The sequence below is a fragment of the Amycolatopsis sp. WAC 01375 genome, assembly GCF_003947325.1.
Classification (GTDB): Bacteria; Actinomycetota; Actinomycetes; order Mycobacteriales; family Pseudonocardiaceae; genus Amycolatopsis.
Map to the genome: position 1 here is coordinate 26,661 of NZ_QHHW01000052.1, position 17,563 is coordinate 44,223.

Annotated in this window: 13 protein-coding genes; 8 read left to right on the forward strand and 5 right to left on the reverse strand. The window is 68.5% G+C overall.

Annotated features, from left to right (window positions below; all coding sequences use genetic code 11):
- Positions 1–29: 29 nt before the first annotated feature.
- The 4 genes from DL991_RS33565 to DL991_RS33580 form a co-directional block, all read right to left on the reverse strand.
- Positions 30–1,133: an aromatic ring-hydroxylating dioxygenase subunit alpha gene (locus DL991_RS33565; protein WP_125788367.1), complete on the reverse strand. Its 1,104-nt coding sequence runs from the start codon at positions 1,131–1,133 to the stop codon at positions 30–32.
- Positions 1,130–2,275, reverse strand: a complete 1,146-nt coding sequence (gene solA, locus DL991_RS33570; protein WP_125788368.1) for an N-methyl-L-tryptophan oxidase — start codon at positions 2,273–2,275, stop codon at positions 1,130–1,132. Before solA ends, DL991_RS33565 begins: the two co-directional genes overlap by 4 nt.
- Complete coding sequence (locus DL991_RS33575; RefSeq protein ID WP_125788369.1) at positions 2,272–4,710, reverse strand: FAD-dependent oxidoreductase; 2,439 nt, start codon at positions 4,708–4,710, stop codon at positions 2,272–2,274. Before DL991_RS33575 ends, solA begins: the two co-directional genes overlap by 4 nt.
- Before the next feature lie 254 nt (positions 4,711–4,964).
- Positions 4,965–5,750, reverse strand: coding sequence for an IclR family transcriptional regulator (locus DL991_RS33580; RefSeq protein WP_125788370.1), 786 nt, complete (start codon positions 5,748–5,750; stop codon positions 4,965–4,967).
- A gap of 152 nt (positions 5,751–5,902) precedes the next feature.
- Between DL991_RS33580 and DL991_RS33585 the strand changes: the two genes are divergently transcribed.
- The 8 genes from DL991_RS33585 to secA all read left to right on the forward strand — a co-directional run bounded on the left by DL991_RS33585 (position 5,903) and on the right by secA (position 16,980).
- Positions 5,903–6,220, forward strand: a complete 318-nt coding sequence (locus tag DL991_RS33585; RefSeq protein WP_125788371.1) for a bifunctional 3-phenylpropionate/cinnamic acid dioxygenase ferredoxin subunit — start codon at positions 5,903–5,905, stop codon at positions 6,218–6,220.
- Entirely contained in the window at positions 6,217–7,353 is a 1,137-nt protein-coding gene (locus DL991_RS33590; RefSeq protein WP_125788372.1) for an NAD(P)/FAD-dependent oxidoreductase, read from the forward strand. The genes DL991_RS33585 and DL991_RS33590 overlap by 4 nt, the downstream gene beginning before the upstream one ends.
- Before the next feature lie 111 nt (positions 7,354–7,464).
- Complete coding sequence (gene mtrA / locus DL991_RS33595) at positions 7,465–8,142, forward strand: MtrAB system response regulator MtrA (RefSeq protein ID WP_005150760.1); 678 nt, start codon at positions 7,465–7,467, stop codon at positions 8,140–8,142.
- 43 nt (positions 8,143–8,185) lie between these two features.
- The gene (mtrB, locus tag DL991_RS33600; RefSeq protein WP_199746462.1) at positions 8,186–9,865 is read left to right on the forward strand and encodes an MtrAB system histidine kinase MtrB; all 1,680 of its coding nucleotides are present in this window, start codon (positions 8,186–8,188) and stop codon (positions 9,863–9,865) included.
- Entirely contained in the window at positions 9,862–11,592 is a 1,731-nt protein-coding gene (locus tag DL991_RS33605; RefSeq protein ID WP_125788374.1) for an LpqB family beta-propeller domain-containing protein, read from the forward strand. Before mtrB ends, DL991_RS33605 begins: the two co-directional genes overlap by 4 nt.
- Positions 11,593–12,041: 449 nt before the next feature.
- A complete protein-coding gene (locus DL991_RS33610) occupies positions 12,042–12,680 on the forward strand; it encodes a ComF family protein (RefSeq protein WP_125788375.1) in 639 nt (212 codons plus the stop codon).
- Between the two features lie 543 nt (positions 12,681–13,223).
- Positions 13,224–13,913, forward strand: a complete 690-nt coding sequence (gene hpf / locus DL991_RS33615) for a ribosome hibernation-promoting factor, HPF/YfiA family (RefSeq protein ID WP_125788376.1) — start codon at positions 13,224–13,226, stop codon at positions 13,911–13,913.
- A 235-nt stretch (positions 13,914–14,148) separates the two neighbouring features.
- A complete protein-coding gene (secA, locus tag DL991_RS33620; RefSeq protein ID WP_125788377.1) occupies positions 14,149–16,980 on the forward strand; it encodes a preprotein translocase subunit SecA in 2,832 nt (943 codons plus the stop codon).
- A gap of 66 nt (positions 16,981–17,046) precedes the next feature.
- Here secA and DL991_RS33625 read toward each other — a convergent pair whose 3' ends face one another.
- Entirely contained in the window at positions 17,047–17,550 is a 504-nt protein-coding gene (locus tag DL991_RS33625; protein ID WP_125788378.1) for an Rv3235 family protein, read from the reverse strand.
- Positions 17,551–17,563 lie beyond the last annotated feature (13 nt).

The following is a 17,563-nucleotide window of genomic DNA, read 5'->3' on the forward strand; positions in this document are numbered from 1 at the left end:
GCGATGTTTTGCATGGGCAAGGATCGCGATCAGGTGCCGAGTCGCGTGAGCAGCCAGGAGTGGAACTCGCCGATGTGGTGCTCGGACGGCATCAGCACCCCGCCGCCGCGGTAGGCGCGGGACGCCATCGCGGGCTGGCAGCGTTCGCAGGCGCCGAAGTCCTGCTCGTTGACGCGGTGGAACAGCTCCACCGAGCGTGACACGTCCCGGCCCGAGGCCACGACCTCCTCGGAATAGAGCCAGTCGCATTCGACGACCGTCCGGTCCGGTGCGAGCGGGTACATCCGGTGGAAGATCACGTGATCCGGCACCAGGTTCACGAACACCTGCGGCCGGATGGTGATCGCGTAGTACCGCCTGTCCTGCTCGGTCGCGACACCGTCGAGCCGGTCGAACCCCGAACCGCCGTCGATGGTGAACCCGTCGACGTCCTCGCCGAACTCGGCGCCGTGCCCGACGAAGTACTGCGCCGCGTACCCGTCGGCGAATTCCGGCAGCACCTCGGTCAGCTCCGGATGGATGGTCGCGCAGTGGTAGCACTCCATGAAGTTCTCGACGATCAGTTTCCAGTTCGCTTTGACGTCGTAGGTGATCCGGCGCCCGACCGAGAGCCGGTCGAGGCCGTAGCGCTCGATCGATTCCAGATCGCCCAGCCGTTCCCGCACCGCGCCCTCGACGCCGGCCTCGAACGACGGCGGGTCCGCGGCGAGGCAGACCCACGCGTAGCCGAGCCATTCCCGCAGCCGCAAGGCATGCAGCCCGTACTCGGCGCGGTCGATGTCGGGGAGGTTCGCCAGGTTCGGCGCCGCGATCAGCTTCCCGTCGAGCCCGTACGTCCACGCGTGGTACGGGCACTGGAACGCGCGTTTCACCGTGCCCGACTCCTCGGTGCACAGCCGGGCGCCACGATGGCGGCAGACGTTGAGGAAGGCCCGCAGCCCGCCGTCCCGCCCGCGGCTGACGATCACGCTCTCCCGTCCGACTTGGACGGTCCGGAAGTCGCCCGCGGACGGCAGATCCGCCGCCCGCACCGCGCAGAACCACTGGTGTTCGAAGATCTTCTCCTGCTCGGCCGCGAAGATCACGGGATCGGTGTAGTAGCCGCCGCCGAGTGTCGGGATGAGGCTCGTCATCTCGGGACTCCGGCGAAGCGGGCGGGATCGAACAAAGCGACCGGATGGCCGGTCGTGCCGTCCACGACGAGGTCGGCGAGGATCTCACCGACCACCGGGACGAACTTGAAGCCGTGCCCGGAGAACCCGCAGGCGACCACCACGCGTTCGTGCGCCGGATGGCGGGAGATGACGAAATGCTCGTCGGGGGTGTTCGTGTACATGCAGGTCGCCGCGCGGAGGAAGGCACCGGGCAGCGACGGCATCTTCCGCCCGACGAAACCCGAAATCTCGTCGACCTCGTCGGTGTGCACTGTCCGGTCGATGGTCGACGGCGTGCACGTCTCGCCGCCGCGGAAGAACGCGACCTTCACGCTTCCGGCGTCGTCGTGTGAGGGGAAACCGTAGAACTGGCGGCCGTTCTCGCCTTCCCAGACGTAGATCGGATGCCGTCCGGCGCGGAACGGCTCCGCGCCGCCCGACGGCGCGAACCAGTACTGGACCTGGCGTTCGATGGTGAAGTCGATCCCGAGTTCGGCGAGCAGCTCCGGTGCCCAGGCGCCGGGGCAGATCACCAGCTGTTCCGCCGTGTAGAAGTTCTGTGACGTGCCGACCCGGACACCGGTCGAAGTCTGGCGCCACGAAAGGACCTTCTCCTCGTGGTGCAGCTCCGCTCCGGCCCGGGCGGCGAGCTGGAGATGCGCCGCCACACTGCCTTCCGGCACCACGAACCCGGCGTTCTCCTCGTACAACGCGATCTCGTGGTCCGCCGGGCGCATCGTCGGGAAGCGGCGCCGGATCTCCGCCGCGTCCAGCAGTTCATGCGGCAGCTCCCATTTCCGGGCGCTGGCCAGGCTTCCCGCCACCGTCCGAGAATCGGGGCCGCCGAGCATGATGCCGCCGCAGCGGGTGAAGATCTTCCGGCCGGAGTCGCGTTCGACGCCGTCCCACAGTTCGTGCGCCCGCAGCAGGAGCGGCACGTACGCGGGATCCTCGAAGTACGCCTGCCGGGTGATCCGCGAGCCGCCGTGGCTGGACCCGAGGTTGTGCACCGGCGCGAACCGGTCGATGCCCAGCACGCGCTGTCCTCGCCGGGCGAGCCGGTACGCGGCCGCGCTGCCCATCCCGCCGAGGCCGATGACGATGACGTCGTAGTGGCTCATGCGGCGCTCCTGATCCGGTCCATGCCGGGGTCGAACAGCGGTTCACGAGCCACGACGGCGGGGATCCGCTCGCCGAAGTACTCGATCTCCAGCGGCCTGCCGGGCTGGGTGAACTCCACCGGAAGCCAGGCGTACGCGATGTTCTTGCCGACGGTGTAGCCGTACGCGGCGCTGGTGACGTACCCGGCCGGACGGCCGTCGGCGTACACCGGTTCCTTGCCGAGCACGACGGAGTACGGATCGTCGACGGTGAGACAGGTCAGCTTCCTGGCGACAGTGTCCTCCGAGCGGCCCGCCAGTGCGTCACGTCCGATGAAGTACCCCTTGTCCATCCGCACGGCGAAACCGAGCCCGGCCTCGAACGGATCGTGTTCGGCGGTGACGTCCGTGCCCCACAGCCGGTAGCCCTTCTCCAGGCGCATGCTGGAGAAGGCGTCCCGTCCGGCGGCGATGATCCCGTGTGCCTGCCCGGCTTCCCAGAGCGTGTCCCACAGCCGGCGGCCGAGGTCCGCGCTCGTGTACAGCTCCCAGCCGAGTTCGCCCACATAGGACAGTCGCATCGCGGTCACCGGCACTTGGCCGACGTACGCCTGCTTCGTCTTGAAGTAGCCCATCGCCTGGTGTGAGAAGTCCGTTGTGGACAGTGGCTGCAGTACCGCTCTGGCGAGCGGGCCCCAGAGCCCGATGCAGCAGGTGCCCGGGGTCGTCTCGTGGATCTGCGCGGCGCCGTCGCCGGGGAGGTGCCTTCGCAGCCAGTCGATGTCGATCGGGCTGTTGAGGCCGACCTGGAACCGCTCGGCACCGAGCCGGGCGACGGTCAGGTCGCTGCGCACGCCTCCGTCCTCGTCGAGCAGCAGCGTGTACGTGACCGAGCCAGGCTTCTTGCCGAGCTGGTTCGTGGTCATCGTCTGCAGGAACGGCAACGCGCCAGGACCCGTGACCTCCACGCGTTTCAGCGACGTCATGTCGAACATCGCCACCCGCTGCCGCGCGACCAGCGCTTCGGCGCCGCCGATCGGCGACCAGTACCGCGCGGCCCAGTCGTTGCGCTCCGGGATGAGGCCGACCTCCGGGAGATCCGCGTTCACCTCGTACCAGTGCGGCCGTTCCCAGCCGCTCGCTTCGAGGAAGAACGCGCCGAGCTCCGCTTGCCTCCCGTGGAAGGGACTCGTTCGCAGCGGCCGTGGTTCTTCCATGGGTTGCAAGGGATGAACGACGTCGTAGACCTCGACGAAACTCTGGCAACTACGCGCCATGACGTAGTCCGGGGCCAGCTGCACCCGCTCGAACCGGGCGAGGTCGCAGCCGTGCAGATCCGCGTCGGGCCGTCCGTCGACCAGCCACTGCGCCATGGCCCGCGCGACCCCGGCCGAATGCGTGATCCAGACGGCTTCGGCGACCCAGAAGCCGTCGAGGTCCGGATGCTCGCCCAGCAGCGGCATGCCGTCCGGCGTGAAGGAGAACAGGCCGTTGATGCCTTCCTCGACCTTGGTCTCACCCAGCGATGGCAGCAGGTCGACGGCGGCGGCCCAGGACGGCTCGAAGTCCTCGGGGGTGAACGCCAGTTCCGACGGCATGCCCTCGTCCGCCCCGATCTCCCCGGCGGGCAACGGCATCGGCCGGTGCCCGTACGCGCCGATGCCGATCCGGTCGACGTGTTCGCGGAAGTAGAGGTCGGCGTCCTGATGCCGCAGGATCGGCCGGGTGGCCTCCTCGGTCACCCCGGCGAGTGACGGCAGCGGGCTGGTGCGCGCGTACTGATGCGCCATCGGGACCAGCGGGATCGTGAGGTCCACCAGTTCGCCGAGCAACGGCCCCCACATCCCGGCGCACGAGAGCACGATGTCCGCGCGGAAGCTCCCCGTCTCGGTGGTGACGCCGGTGACCCGGCCGCCCGACCGTTCGATCCCGACGACCTTCTGCCGCGCGAGGAACCTCGCGCCGCGCCCGATCGCCCGGCGGGCCTGCGCCTCGGCCGCCCGCAAGGGTTTGGCCAGTCCGTCGGAGGGGATGTGGAACCCGCCGAGCACCTTGGCCGGATCGAGCAGCGGATGCAGCGCGGCGCATTCGGCCGGTTCGATCAGCCTGCTTTCGACGCCCGACGCGGCCGCCCAGCCGTGACGGCGCTTGAGGTCGGCGAGCCGTTCCGGCGTCGTGGCCACCTCCAGCCCGCCGACGGGGCGGAAACACGGCTTCCCGTCGAGGTCGAGCCCGCCGTATTTGGCGACGGTGTACTGGGCGAACGACGTCATCGTGCGGCAGGCGTTGGTCCGGAAGACCAGCCCTGGCGCGTGCGAACTCGACCCGCCGGTGGTGAACAGGTCGCCCTGGTCCAGCACGGTGAGGTCGGTCCAGCCACGTTCGGTGAGCTCGTCGGCGAGCGCGCAGCCGACGATGCCGGCGCCGATCACGACGACGCGGGGTCCTGGGGGCATGGTTGGGGGTACCTCCTGCCTGCCCTGGAGAGTCCACAAAGGACACAGGGGCATCGGGGTGACAGGCGCTGTTGCGGATGAGGCACGTTGTTCCGTCTTCAGCAACAAAGTGCGGCACGTGCGGGCACGCTGTCAAGAGCCGAAACGGTCGCGCTCGTCAACCAGCGCGTGCAATGAAAGGCCCCTTCATTGCAAATTTTGCAATGAAGGGGCCTTTCATTGCACGCCGGAGGGGCGCGACAGGGCAGGTCAGGTCAATCCGCGAAGTGACCCAGCTGCGCCGAAAGATCCGCCGCCGCCTCCGCGAGCGGCCGCACGATCTGCCGCACCCGCTGCTTCGAAAGGCGGTACGACGGACCCGAAGCGCTCATCGCCGCGACGACCTCGCCGCCGGGGCCGTACACCGGCACCGCGACCGCGTGCATCCCCAGCTCCAGCTCCTCGAAGCAGGCCGCGTACCCATCCTCGGCGACCCTTTCGAGTTCCGCGGTCAGCTGCTCCGGATCGGTCGTCGTCCGATGCGTGAACTGTTCGAGTTTCCGCCGGAGCAAACGTTTGCGCTCGGCGTCGCCCAGGTACGCGAGCAGCACCTTCCCGCTGGACGTCGCGTGCAGCGGCGTGCGCTGGCCGGTCCAGTTCTGCGTGGAGATCGCCGCCGAGCCGCGGGCCTGGCTGATGTTGATCGCGACCCCGTCGTCGGCGATCGCGATGTTGACCGTCTCACCGAGCGTCTCCGCCAGGCTCAGGCAGGTCTGCCTGCCGATCTTCGCCAGGTCCATCCGGCCGGCGGCGGCACCGGCGAGCCGGACGATGCCGAAGCCGATCGCGTACTTGCCGCGTTCGCCGAGCTGCTCGACGAGGCCGCGGTTCTCCAGGACGCTCAGCAGGCGGGACGCCGTCGACTTGTGCACGCCGAGCTCGCCCGCGATCTCGGTGATCCCCGTTTCCCCGTTGCGCGCCAGCAGTTCCAGCACGCTGATCGCGCGGTCGACGGACTGTACCTGGCTGGGCGTTGCGTTCCCCGCGTCCTGGTTCCGCATGACGCAACAGTAGCCGTTTCGCCCGCATCCGCTCGGCTGAGTGGGCGAATCCCTTGACTCGTCGGCCCCTCAGGGGTGATTGTTGCGCAGAGCACGTCCCGTCTCGTAATACGCAACATCAACAACCGTCGGTCCTTTCCCCGGAGGCCCCGATGATCCGTGCCTGCTCCGTTTCCGACCTGCCCGAAGGCGAAGCCCTCCGCTTGGACGGCCCTGTGCCCGTTTCGGTCTTCCACGCCGAGGGCGGCTACTACGCCCTCGACGACACCTGCAGCCACCAGGACGCGTCGCTCGCCGACGGCTGGATCGAGGGCTGCTTCGTCGAATGCCCGCTGCACGCGGCGCGGTTCGATCTGCGAACCGGCGCCCCGGACTGTCTTCCCGCCAAGAACGCCGTGCGCACCTATCCGGTCGTGGTCGCCGACGGCGTGATCTACGTCGACACCGAGGCGCGCCGGGAAGTGGCTTGAGATCGGTCGCCGTCGTCGGCACCTCGCTGGCGGGACTTCGTTCGGCACAGGAGTTGCGCGGTCAGGGGTTCGACGGACGGCTGGTGATGATCGGCGCCGAACCGCCGTACGACCGGCCGCCGTTGTCGAAGGAGTTCTTGCTGGGCAAGGCTTCCGCCGACGACCTCGCGCTCGCCGGACAGGACGACCTCGACGCGCTGGCCGCCGAATGGCATCTCGGCGTCCGCGCCGAAAAGTTCGGCCGCGAAGGCGTGACGCTCGGCGACGGCACCACGATCGCCGCCGACGGCTACGTCATCGCGACCGGTGCGGTGGCCAGAACCCTTGGCGCGGCAAGGAATCTGAACGGCGTCCACACCTTGCGGACGCTCGGCGACGCTGTCGCGCTGAAACGGGATCTCGTGGCGGGGCCTTCTTCGGTGGCCGTCATCGGCGCGGGATTCATCGGCGCGGAGGTCGCGTCCGCTTGCCGCCTGCTCGGCCACGAGGTCACCGTGATCGAAGCGCTGCCCGTGCCGCTCGCCGCCGTCCTCGGTGCGCGGATGGGCGCGGTCTGCGGGGAACTGCACACCGAGAACGACGTCCGGCTGATCACGGGCGTTCCCGTCGACGGCTTCACCGGAACAGGTCGTGTCACCGGTGTGCGGCTCGCCGACGGCCACGAGGTCCGCGCCGATCTCGTCGTCGCCGGAGTGGGGACGCGGCCCGCCACCGACTGGCTGACCGGTTCCGGGATCGCCGTCGACGACGGCGTGCTGGCCGATTCCGGCTGTGTCACAGCGAATCCCCGAGTGATCGCGGTGGGTGACGTCGCCAGGTACCACTGTCGTCTGCGCGGCAGGCGGGTCCGCGCCGAACATTGGACGGCGGCGGGCGAACAGCCGCGCGTCGCGGTCGCGAACCTGCTCGCCGGTTCGACCGTCACGCATTTCGCACGACACGGTTACTTTTGGTCCGATCAGTACGGAAGGCGGCTCCAATTCGCCGGAGTGGCCACGGAAGACGTGCGGATCGCCGAAGGTGACGTCGCCTCGAAGCGCTTCGTCGCGACCTATCACCGCGACGACGTCCTGACCGGCGTCTTCGCGATCGACTCCCCACGGCCGTTCACCAGGCTCCGACGTGCTCTCTAGGGCCCGAAGACCCTACTCGGATGGAGCAATTTGCCCGATTCGATGATCTTTCTGGTGGTCACATCGCCGGGTCGCGCGCCTGCGCGGGGAAACTAGTGCGAACATAGGTTTATGAAGGCACGTGTTCTGGTCGTCGACGACGACCCTGCTCTCGCGGAGATGCTCACCATCGTGCTGCGTGGGGAGGGGTTCGACACAGCCGTCGTCGCCGACGGCTCACGTGCGCTGCCCGCGCTCCGTGAGCTGAAACCCGACCTGGTCCTCCTCGACCTCATGCTGCCCGGGATGAACGGCATCGACGTCTGCAAGGCGATCCGCGCCGAGTCCGGTGTGCCGATCGTGATGCTCACCGCCAAGAGCGACACCGTGGACATCGTCCTCGGGCTCGAGTCGGGGGCCGACGACTACGTGGTCAAGCCCTTCAAACCGAAGGAACTCGTGGCCCGCGTCCGTGCCAGGATGCGCCGCACCGAGGCCGAGCCCGCCGAGTCGCTGACGATCGGCGACCTCGCGATCGACGTCCCCGGCCACGAGGTGACGCGGGAGGGCAAGGCCATCCCGCTGACCCCGCTGGAGTTCGACCTCCTGGTCGCGCTCGCCCGCAAGCCGCGTCAGGTGTTCACCCGCGAGGTGCTCCTCGAGCAGGTGTGGGGTTACCGCCACGCCGCCGACACCCGTCTGGTGAACGTGCACGTCCAGCGGCTGCGCTCGAAGGTGGAGAAGGACCCGGAACACCCCGAGGTGGTGTTGACCGTTCGCGGCGTCGGCTACAAGGCCGGCCCGCCGTGACCACCCCATGAGCGGACGCTTGCGAAGGCTTGCCCAAACCACGATGCGCCACCTCCGGCGCATCGTGGTTTTCGTGCGTCGCAAGGTCGTCTCGTTCAACGAACTGTGGCGGCATTCGCTGCAGTTCCGGGTCACCGTGTCCACGTTGGCGCTCTCGTCGGCCGTGGTGTTCGTACTGGGCATGGTGCTGCAGAACCAGATCACCGAACGGCTGCTCGAGACCAAGCAGAACGCGGCGATCGCGCAGACAAGGGCGGTCGTCGAGACCGCGGCCAATGAGCTGGTCGGCGTCGGCACCGAATCCCCGGACGCGATGACGGCGCGGCTGAACAACGCGCTGAAGAAGATCACCAGCACCACGACGGCGAAGGACGGCGCCGGATCGGCGGCGGGCACCTTCGATCCGGTGCTGGCCGCGGGCGGCCGCGACCAGTCGAGCAGGCCCGCCGCCGCGGGCCCGTACGAAAAGGTGCCGGTACGGCTGCGCCAGTTCGTGGAGACCGAGCAGGTCAGCTTCCTGATGCACACGGTCACCGAGGCCGACGGCGGCAAGACGACGTATCTGATCGTCGGCGCACCGGTGACCACGATGATCAACCCGCTCCAGCTCTACCTGCTGTACCCGCTGACCAGCGAGCAGAACACCGTCTCGACCGTGCAGAACACGCTGCTCGTCGGCGGTCTCGTGCTGCTGCTCCTGCTGGCCGGGATCACGAACCTGGTCACCAGACAGGTGGTCCGGCCGGTCCGGGAGGCCGCCGCGGCGGCCGAACAGTTCGCGGGCGGCGAGCTCGACCAGCGGCTCGCCGTGCTCGGCGAGGACGATCTCGCCAAACTCGCCGTGTCCTACAACGAGATGGCCGCGAGTATCCAGCGGCAGATCCGCCAGCTGGAGGAGTTCGGCGGATTGCAACGCCGGTTCACCTCCGACGTCTCGCACGAACTGCGCACCCCGTTGACCACCGTCCGGATGGCCGCCGACGTGCTCCACGCGTCGCGCGAGCAGTTCCCGGCCGGGCTCGCCCGCTCCACCGAACTGCTGGTCGACGAACTCGACCGGTTCGAGGCACTGCTCGGCGACCTGCTGGAGATCAGCAGGCTCGACGCCGGGGTCGAGGAGCTTTCGGCCGAGCTGATCGACGTCCGGCCGATCGCGACCAGGGCCGTCGAACAGGTCCGGGTGATCGCGGGCAACGCGGGCAGTTCGGTCGAGCTGATCCTGCCGGACGAGGAGGCGCCCGCCGAGGTCGACGCGCGCCGCGTCGAGCGGATCCTGCGCAACCTGCTGGCCAACGCGGTCGACCACAGCGAAGGGAACCCAGTGGTGCTGACACTGGCGGTCAACGAGACCGCGGTCGCCATCACGGTGCGGGACCACGGTGTCGGGCTCCAGCCCGGCGAGGCGGAACTGGTGTTCAACCGCTTCTGGCGGGCCGACCCGTCCCGCAACCGCCGGACCGGCGGCACCGGGCTCGGCCTCGCGATCAGTCAGGAGGACGCCCGGTTGCACGGCGGCCTGCTCGACGCGTGGGGCGAGACCGGCCACGGCGCCTGCTTCCGGCTCGTGCTGCCCCGGCAGCAGGACACGCCGATGGGGGAGAGCCCGCTGGTCCTGCCGCCGCCCGATCACCAGGGGACCGATCCGCACGGGTCGTCCGGACTGCTCGAGGTCCGCCCCGCCCCCGACGCGATCCTCGCCGAACCCGAGGAGGTGGGCCGGTGAAGCGGCTGCTGCCCCTGCTCGCGGCGTTCCTGCTGGTCGCGGGCTGCGCGAACATCCCGCTCGAATCCCAGCCCGTCGCCGTCCCCGGGGAAAAACCGGGACAGGCACCGGCGGACGTCGCCGAACCGGTGGCCGGGATCGACCCGCTGACCGTCACCCGCCAGTTCATCCGCAACTCCGCGACGCCGGGCACGGCGAACGCCGACGCGCGGGTCTACCTCGACGAAGAGGCCCGCCGCAACTGGAAGCCGTCGCCGGGGCTGACGATCATCGACAACACCTTCGGCACCGTTTACGACACTTCGTCGCCCTCGGCGAACCCGGACGAGCAGATGGTGAACGTCCGCGGGTTCAAACTCGGCAACCTGAGTCCCGACAGCGCGTTCATCCCGGTGAAGGCCGAGTACTCGCAGCAGTTCAAGCTGCGGAAGCAGCCGAACGGCCAATGGCGGATCGTGGACCCGCCGCAGGAACTCGCCGTCATCGACGAGGATTTCGCGACCAACTACTTCCGGGTGCCGATCAGCTTCTACTCGCCCGACTCCGGCGCCTTCGTCCCGGACCTCCGGTACGTCGCGGCGAAACCGCAGGCCGGATTGCCCGGCCGGGTGATGGACCTGGTGCTGCAGGGACCGTCGGAAGGGTTGAAGGGCGCGGTCAAGGACCTCCTCGGCGACCAGGTCACCACCGAGTCCAACGTCCGCAGCACGGACGACGGGACACTGGACATCAACCTGACCGGCGTCGGCGGGGCCAGCCTCGCGGACCGGAGCCTGATCGCCGCACAGATCGTCCTCTCGTTGCAGACGGTGACGCTGAGCCGGATCCGGCTGCTCGCCGACGGCACCGCGCTGGTGCCCGAACACGAATACTGGCGCTCCAGCGAACTGCCCAACTACAACGTGGACATCGCGCCCAACTCGGAGCTGCTGGGACTGATGACCGTGAACGGACGGGTCCGGTCGCTCGGCGACGGGGCGCCGGTCGGCGGGCCCGCGGGCAACGGCGGGTACAAGGTCGTCAGCGCCGCGCAGTCCGTCGACGGCAAACGGCTCGCGGTGGTCGAAGAACGCGAAGGCAGACAGTGGCTGCGGGTCGGCGACCTCGGGCACGACCTCGGTTCGGTGGACCTGTTCGGCGGCAGCCTGAGCCGTCCCACCTGGCGGCCGGTCGCCCGCGGCGGCGGCGGGATTTCGGGCGAGGTCTGGACGGTCGTCGACCACAACACCGTCGCCAGGGTCACCCTGGCCGCCGACGGCCGCTGGGTGAAGGCCGGCGTCGACGCGACCATGCTCACCAGCCTCGGCCAGATCACCGAACTGCGTCTTTCGCGCGACGGCTCACGGCTGGCCGCGGTCGTCAACGGGCAGCTGGTGGTCGCGTCGATCGTGCGGACGGCGGATTCGGTGGCGCTGCGGGCGCCGCGGAAACTGCAGGAACGCGACCTCAAGGACGTCGTCGACGTCGACTGGGCGACCCAGGACCACCTGATCGCCGCGACGTCGTCGAGCACCCTGCCGGTGGTCAAGGTGCCGCTGGACGGGCAGCGGATGGACACCTTCAGCGGTTCGAACCTGACCCCGCCGGTGCACGGTGTCACCGCGGCCCCGAGCAGGCAGAACCTGGTCGCGGACGCGGGCGGGCTGTGGGTCGCGTCCGAACTGGGCGAGGTGTGGCGGCCGCAGGCGCACACCGTCACCGACGCGGACCCGTTCTACCCGGGCTGAGGCTTCTCCGAAAGTACATGAAGGCCCCCTTCCTTGCGCCTGGCGCAAGGAAGGGGGCCTTCATGTACTTGGCGCCGTTTTCGCGGCGGCGCCGCTGGGGGAGCAAGGGACCTTTAGTATCGCTAGCTTTCCTAGCGTCGCTAGCGAAATCCGAGCGCCGAAAGTCCGTGAAGGACTCCTTGAGGGACCCAGAGTCCCTCAAGGAGTCCTTCACGGACCGCGTCCCAGGGTGAGCCAGGGCGGTCAGGAGAGGCGAAGGTGCGCAGCGACGCGAAGGCGCGTAGCGCGCGAAGGCACCGGAAGTGGCGAAGGAGCGTCTCCGCAACAGCCGCAGCTTTCTCCGGAACTGCTGCCATGACTGGCCCCTTCAGGCCGGAAAGTGTCCAAACAGGACCTGTCACGACATAACGGGCCCCGGAACTGTCGGAGCCCAGGCCGACACTCGCTCCATGTCCAAAATCCTCGATCTCCTCATCCCCGCCCGCTGCGCGTCCTGCGGAGTGCCGGGCGCGCCCTGTTGTGCGACCTGTCAGGCCGTCTGGGGTTCGCTCAGCGAGATCACCCGAGGCCCGACGGCGGGCCTCGTGCCCGTCTACGCCCTGGCCCGGTACGCCGACGAAGCCCGTCGCCTGATCCTCGCCTACAAGGAACGCGGCCGCCGCGACCTCGCGCCGTCCCTGGGGCGGGCGGTCGCCGACGTCCTGGAGCAGTTGCCGGGCGAGCCACGCGGCCCTTGTCTCGTCCCCGTCCCATCGAGACGGCACGCCTCGCGTGTCCGAGGCGGACCGCACGTCCAGCGTGTCGCCGAAGAATGCGCGAAAGTGCATGTGAGCAAAGGAAAACCGGTGACGGTGTCGCCGGTCCTCAAGCTCGGCGCCGGGGTCCGCGACGCCGTCGGGCTCACCCGTGTCGAGCGGGCGGCGAACCTCGCCGGTCGCATTCGCCTCCTCCGTGGGGACTGTCCAAAGGAAGTCGTACTTCTTGACGACGTGATCACAACCGGAGCGACCGTCGCCGCTTGTGCGCGCCTTTTGGGTGTAAACGGAATTCACGTTTCCGCGGTGATCGCACTGGCCGCCGCCGGGTGATCGAGGTGTCACCTACAAGAGTGATGAATGATCGGGAACGCGAATGGGTACATGGGCGTTGACGAGATATGAGGGACCTTCCGGGGAACACTCCAACGGCCCGCCACTCCACCGGGGTGGCGGCGGTTTCCCCCGGGAGCGTCACCCTCGGCTTTTTCCTGTCCGAAGGCTTGCGCCGTCCGCGTGAAAACAAATCACGGGGACGACGCCCGACAGGCCGGATTGTCCCGCTGGTCGCACCGTCGCCGTCGCATGCGGTGACGGGGTCTCACGTCCTGATATCCCCCGGCTCGGGGGCTGTTGCTCGCGGCGTGTTAGAGCTAACGTGCAGCGCTATCAGCAATCCCGGCAGGCAGGGAGGTGACCAGCCCATGTCCCTGGCGCCGGAGCCGCGCTGAGTCCGCGCTCGGACATCCGACACGAGACGTCGTGACCGTATGCCGAGTTCCCTCATCGCCCGCGATCCGGGCTTCGTCCCCGCTTTACCGGCGCCCTAGTGAACACATCTACAGCTCGCAGTCATTTCAGCGAGGGAGGTCGTGTATGGACATCGTCGTTAAGGGCCGCAACGTGGAGGTGCCCGACCACTATCGGGCACTTGTCAGCGAAAAGCTGGCCCGGCTAGAGCGCTACGACAAGAAGGTCATCCGATACGACGTGGAGCTCTTCCATGAGCCCAATCGCCGGCAGTCGAAGAACTGCCAGCGCGTCGAAATCACCGGGAAGGGCCGAGGCCCCGCCGTACGCGCCGAAGCGTGTGCCGGCGACTTCTACGCAGCGCTGGATTCCGCACTGAACAAGCTCGAAAACAGGTTGCGGAAGACACACGACCGCCGGCGCGTGCACTACGGCCGCAGCCGCCCGGAATCCGTCGCCGAGGCGACCTCGATGGCGGCCGCCGGTGGCATGACCACCGACACCCGGCATCTGGCGGGAACCGCTGTACTCGAAGCGCCCGAGGCCGAACCCCTGGCCAACGGTTTCGCTGTCGAGAGCGGTGAAGAGTTCGAGATGCCCCAGCAGCGCTGGGATGACGGGGTGACCGAACACCAGCCCGGTCGCATCGTCCGCGAGAAGAAACACGACGCGGAGCCCATGACGGTCGACCAGGCTCTCTATGAGATGGAACTGGTCGGTCACGACTTCTATCTGTTCAACGACTCCGACGCCGGGTGCCCGAGCGTCGTCTACCGGAGGCGAGGCTTCGACTACGGCGTCATCCGGCTGAGTTAGCCGGCCCCTACGTCCACGACGGCGGCCCGCACGCGTCCCGTGCGGGCCGCTGTCGTGTCCGGATCGGCCGGGATACGCCCCCGCTCGGTCAGGTACCGACCGACGGTGCGTGCGCGAACACCGAGGTGTTCCCTACGATGGGGTCGGACGGTGGTGCGTTACCCGGCACCACCGCGTACGAGATTGCCCGGGACCGGCTCGGGTGCGATCACAATCAGCTAGTGAGGTCGACCGGATGGTGCTGAACCGCCTGCTCCGCGCGGGCGAGGGCAAAATGGTGAAGCGGCTGCGACACATCGCCGATCACATCAACACCCTCGAAGACGACGTCAAGGAACTTTCGGACACCGCGTTGCGGGCCAAGACCGACGAGTTCCGTAAACGGCACGCGGACGGCGAGTCCCTCGACGACCTCCTGCCGGAGGCCTTCGCGGTGGCGAGGGAGGCGGCCTGGCGCGTGCTCGGCCAGCGGCCCTACGACGTCCAGCTGATGGGCGGCGCCGCGCTGCACCTCGGCCAGGTGTCCGAGATGAAGACCGGTGAGGGCAAGACCCTGACCCAGGTGCTTCCCGCGTACCTGAACGGGCTGTCCGGCAAAGGCGTGCACGTCATCACGGTGAACGACTACCTCGCCAAACGTGACGCCGAGTGGATGGGCCGTATCCACCGCTTCCTCGGCCTCGAGGTCGGGATCATCCTGGCCGACCAGACGCCCGCGGTCCGCCGCGAGCAGTACGCCGCCGACATCACGCACGGTACGAACAACGAGTTCGGCTTCGACTACCTCCGCGACAACATGGCGTGGAGCCTCGAAGACTGCGTGCAGCGCGGCCACAACTTCGCGATCGTCGACGAGGTGGACTCCATCCTCATCGACGAGGCCAGGACGCCGCTGATCATCTCCGGCCCGGCCGACCAGTCGTCGCGCTGGTACGTCGAGTTCGCCCGGATGACCCCGCTGATGAAGCCGGACATCCACTACGAGGTGGACATCCGCAAGCGCACCGTCGGTGTCACCGAGAAGGGTGTCGCGTTCGTCGAGGACCAGCTCGGCATCGAAAACCTCTACGAGGCCGCGAACACGCCGCTGGTCGGCTACCTGAACAACGCGCTGAAGGTCAAGGAGCTCTACAAGCGCGACAAGGACTACATCGTCCGTGACGGCGAAGTCCTCATCGTCGACGAGTTCACCGGCCGCATCCTGCACGGCCGCCGCTACAACGAGGGCATGCACCAGGCGATCGAGGCCAAGGAAAACGTCGAGATCAAGGCCGAGAACCAGACGCTCGCCACGATCACGCTGCAGAACTACTTCCGGCTCTACGACAAGCTGTCGGGCATGACCGGTACCGCCGAGACCGAGGCGGCCGAGTTCCACCAGACCTACAAGCTGGGTGTGGTGCCGATCCCGACCAACAAGCCGATGGTCCGCGCCGACCAGGCCGACCTGATCTACAAGACCGAGCAGTCCAAGTTCGAGGCCGTCGCCGAGGACATCGCCGAGCGGCACGAGAAGGGCCAGCCGGTACTGGTCGGCACCACGAGTGTCGAGAAGTCCGAGCACCTGTCGAAGCTGCTGCTCAAGCTGGGTGTCCCGCACGAGGTCCTCAACGCCAAGCACCACGACCGGGAGGCGCTGATCGTCGCCCGCGCGGGGCGCAAGGGCGCGGTCACCGTCGCCACCAACATGGCGGGCCGCGGTACCGACATCGTGCTCGGCGGCAACCCGGACATCATCGCCGACGAGGTGCTGCGCGACCGTGGTCTCGACCCGGTGGAGCACTCCGAGGAGTACGAGGCCGCTTGGCCGAAGGTGCTCGAAGACATCCAGGCGGAGACCAAGGCCGAGGCCGAGGAGGTCCGCGAGGCAGGCGGCCTGTACGTGCTCGGCACCGAGCGGCACGAGTCCCGCCGCATCGACAACCAGCTCCGCGGTCGGTCCGGCCGTCAGGGCGACCCGGGCGAGTCCCGGTTCTACCTGTCGCTCGGTGACGAGCTCATGCGCCGCTTCAACGCGACGATGGTCGAGCGGGTCATGACCACCATGCGGCTGCCGGACGACGTGCCGATCGAGCACAAGATGGTCTCCAAGGCGATCAAGAGCGCTCAGACGCAGGTCGAGCAGCAGAACATGGAGATCCGCAAGAACGTCCTCAAGTACGACGAGGTCATGAACGAGCAGCGCAAGGTGATCTACGCCGAGCGCCTGCGCGTCCTCGAGGGCGAGGATCTTCGCGAGCAGATCGAGCACATGCTGGTCGACGTCATCAACGCGTACGTCACCGAAGAGACCTCTTCTGGCTACGCCGAGGACTGGGACCACGAGAAGCTGTGGACGGCGCTCAAGACGCTGTACCCGGTCAAGGTCACCTGGGAAGAGCTCACCGAGGACGACGACCTCGACGCCGACAGTCTGCGTCAGGCGCTGCTCGAAGACGCCCACCGCGCGTACGACGAGCGTGAGGCCGACATCGACGCCAAGGTCGGCGAAGGCGCGATGCGCAGCCTGGAACGCCAGGTGATGCTCACCGTGCTCGACCGCAAGTGGCGTGAGCACCTCTACGAGATGGACTATCTCAAGGAGGGCATCGGCATGCGGGCCCTCGCCCAGCGCGACCCGGTCATCGAGTACCAGCGCGAGGGCTACGACATGTTCCGCGCGATGCTGGAGTCGCTGAAGGAGGAGGCCGTCGGCTTCCTGTTCAACCTCCAGGTCGAGCAGGCCGAACCCGCCACGCCGTCGCCGGAGTCCGCGTCCGCGCTGCCCGCCGGTGTCGGCTCCGGGAACGGCCAGGCCGCCAACGGCGACGGACGGCACGCCCGTCCGACGCCGCCGCAGGGTCCGGCGACCGACACCGAATCCGTGCCGTCCGCCTTGCGGGGCAAGGGACTCGGCGGCGGTTCGCAGTCCGGGCTGACCATGTCGGGCCCGTCCGAGGACGGCGGCGTCGAGTCGCATTCGGACGGTGGCGCGAGCGACGCCGGTGACCAGAGCGGAACCCGCCGGGAGCGCCGTGCCGCGCAGCGCGCCTCCCAGAAGAAGGGCAAGAAGGGCCCGCGCCGCTAAAAGCGACCAAGCGCGTGAAGGCCCCCTTCCCTCGGCTCAACCGAGGGAAGGGGGCCTTCACGCGCATCAGGCAGCGAGCGCGGAGACCCGGCGCGGCGGCTTCAGCAGGTGGAAGCGGGTGCACACCCAGCCCGACGGCGTCCGCTCGAAGCGGGCGGCCAAGGCGAGGCAGCGGTCGTTCTGTTCGACGGTCGCGCAGGCCTCGATGACGCCGTCCGCGGGATGGCACAGGTGGATCGACTTCGGCCGGTAGCCGCCCGGTGGGCGGCGTCGGCCCCGGTCGAGCAGCGCGCTGTGGAGCGCGGGGTCGAGGATCGGCCGCACCTGGACCGCCGGACGGCGTCCGTCGCAGGCTTCGAGGATGGTGGTCAGCAGCCTGCCGACCTGCCGCCCGTCCAGGGTGTCGGGCCGTGGCTCCGGTACCTCCACGATCTTTTCGCCGGACAGCGGCAGATCGAGCACGAGCTGGTTGTCCGGCGGCGCCACCCGGTGCACCGCCCTGCCCGGCCTTCCGGCGATCCGGTACGGCGGTTCGAATGGCTCAAGCCGTCTCAGTACGTACGAACCCATCAGACAATCCCCC

Coding starts and splice junctions, on each gene's coding strand:
- DL991_RS33625 (WP_125788378.1), bottom strand. CDS start 17,550: ATGGGTTCGTACGTACTGAGACGGCTTGAGCCATTCGAACCGCCGTAC.
- secA (WP_125788377.1), top strand. CDS start 14,149: ATGGTGCTGAACCGCCTGCTCCGCGCGGGCGAGGGCAAAATGGTGAAG.
- DL991_RS33610 (WP_125788375.1), top strand. CDS start 12,042: ATGTCCAAAATCCTCGATCTCCTCATCCCCGCCCGCTGCGCGTCCTGC.
- DL991_RS33585 (WP_125788371.1), top strand. CDS start 5,903: ATGATCCGTGCCTGCTCCGTTTCCGACCTGCCCGAAGGCGAAGCCCTC.
- DL991_RS33565 (WP_125788367.1), bottom strand. CDS start 1,133: ATGACGAGCCTCATCCCGACACTCGGCGGCGGCTACTACACCGATCCC.
- solA (WP_125788368.1), bottom strand. CDS start 2,275: ATGAGCCACTACGACGTCATCGTCATCGGCCTCGGCGGGATGGGCAGC.
- hpf (WP_125788376.1), top strand. CDS start 13,224: ATGGACATCGTCGTTAAGGGCCGCAACGTGGAGGTGCCCGACCACTAT.
- mtrA (WP_005150760.1), top strand. CDS start 7,465: ATGAAGGCACGTGTTCTGGTCGTCGACGACGACCCTGCTCTCGCGGAG.
- mtrB (WP_199746462.1), top strand. CDS start 8,186: ATGCGCCACCTCCGGCGCATCGTGGTTTTCGTGCGTCGCAAGGTCGTC.
- DL991_RS33580 (WP_125788370.1), bottom strand. CDS start 5,750: ATGCGGAACCAGGACGCGGGGAACGCAACGCCCAGCCAGGTACAGTCC.
- DL991_RS33575 (WP_125788369.1), bottom strand. CDS start 4,710: ATGCCCCCAGGACCCCGCGTCGTCGTGATCGGCGCCGGCATCGTCGGC.